At 69.9% G+C, this 1479-nt stretch carries 1 protein-coding gene; it reads left to right on the top strand.

Going from position 1 to position 1479, the window contains the following annotated elements; genetic code table 11:
- Positions 1-49: 49 nt before the first annotated feature.
- Positions 50-1479 (top strand): AMP-binding protein (locus ACFY4B_RS42595; protein WP_387977202.1); only part of this gene is annotated, 1430 nt, incomplete at its 3' end.

The following is a 1479-nucleotide window of genomic DNA, read 5'->3' as shown; positions in this document are numbered from 1 at the left end:
CGGGGTGTTGCCGTCGGTGGTGGTGGGTCCGGAGGATGTGGCGTGTGTGATGTTCACGTCGGGTTCGACGGGTCGGCCGAAGGGTGTGGTGGCGCCGCATCGGGCGTTGGTGGGGACGTATCTGGGGCAGGAGTATTGCGAGTTCGGTCCGGGTGAGGTGTTTCTGCAGTGCTCGCCGGTGTCGTGGGACGGGTTCGCGCTGGAGTTGTTCGGCGCGTTGTTGCATGGTGCGGTGTGTGTGTTGCAGCCGGGGCAGAATCCGCAGCCGGCGGTGATCGAGAAGTTGGTGGTGGAGCATGGTGTGACGATGCTCCAGTTGTCGGCGAGTCTGTTCAACTTCCTGGTGGATGAGCATCCGGGGGCTTTTGCGGGGGTTCGGACGGCGTTCACGGGTGGTGAGGCCGGTTCGGTGGCGCATGTGGCGAAGGTGCTGGGTCTGTTTCCGGGGTTGCGGGTGGGCAACGGGTACGGTCCGGCGGAGAGTATGGGCTTCACGACGTGCCACGCGGTGACCGATGCGGACTTGGCGGGTTCGTCGTTGCCGATCGGGCGTCCGGTGGGCAACAAGCGGGTGTTCGTGTTGGACGAGTGGTTGCGTCCGGTGCCGGCGGGTGTGGTGGGTGAGGTGTATGCGGCGGGGGCCGGTCTGGCGCACGGGTATGTGGGTCGGGCGGGGCTGACGGCGGAGCGGTTCGTGGCGAATCCGCTGGGTGTGGCGGGTGAACGGATGTACCGGACGGGCGACTTGGGTCGTTGGCGTGCGGACGGGGTGCTGGAATATGTGGGGCGCGCGGACGACCAGGTGAAGATCCGGGGTTTCCGGGTCGAGCCGGGCGAGGTCGCGGCGGTCCTGTTGGCGCACGAGGCGGTGGCGCAGGCCGCGGTCGTGGCACGCGAGGACCGGCCGGGCGACAAGCGCCTCGTCGGCTACGTGGTGCCGGTCGCGGGCCGGGAGGTCGATCCCGACGAGCTGCGGCGTTTCGCCGTGGGGCGGCTTCCGCGTCACATGGTGCCGGCGGCGGTGGTGGTGCTGGAGGCGCTGCCGATCACGCCGAACGGCAAGCTGGACCAGCGCGCGCTGCCCGCGCCTGCCGCCGCCGCTGTCGAGCCGAGCGGTCGGGCGCCGCGTTCCGCGCAGGAGGAGATCCTGTGCGTGGTGTTCGCGGAGGTGCTGGGCCTGCCGTCGGTGGGGATCGACGACGACTTCTTCGCTCTGGGCGGCCATTCGCTCCTCGCGGCCCGGCTGATCAGCCGCATCCGCGGCACCTTCGGCGCCGAACTCGGCATCCGCGACCTGTTCGACGCCTCCACGGTCGTCGGCGTCGCCGAGAAGCTGAAGGAGGGGCGGCCGGCGCGGCCGGCGCTGGTGGCGGGTGAGCGTCCGGAGGTGCTGCCGCTGTCGTTCGCGCAGCAGCGGCTGTGGTTCCTGGACCAGCTCGAAGGTGCTTCCGCCACGTACAACAGCCCGTTCGCGTTCCG

This window comes from Kitasatospora sp. NPDC001261 (genome assembly GCF_042896795.1).
Lineage (GTDB): Bacteria > Actinomycetota > Actinomycetes > Streptomycetales > Streptomycetaceae > Kitasatospora.
This window is presented reverse-complemented; position numbering and strand designations above follow the sequence as displayed.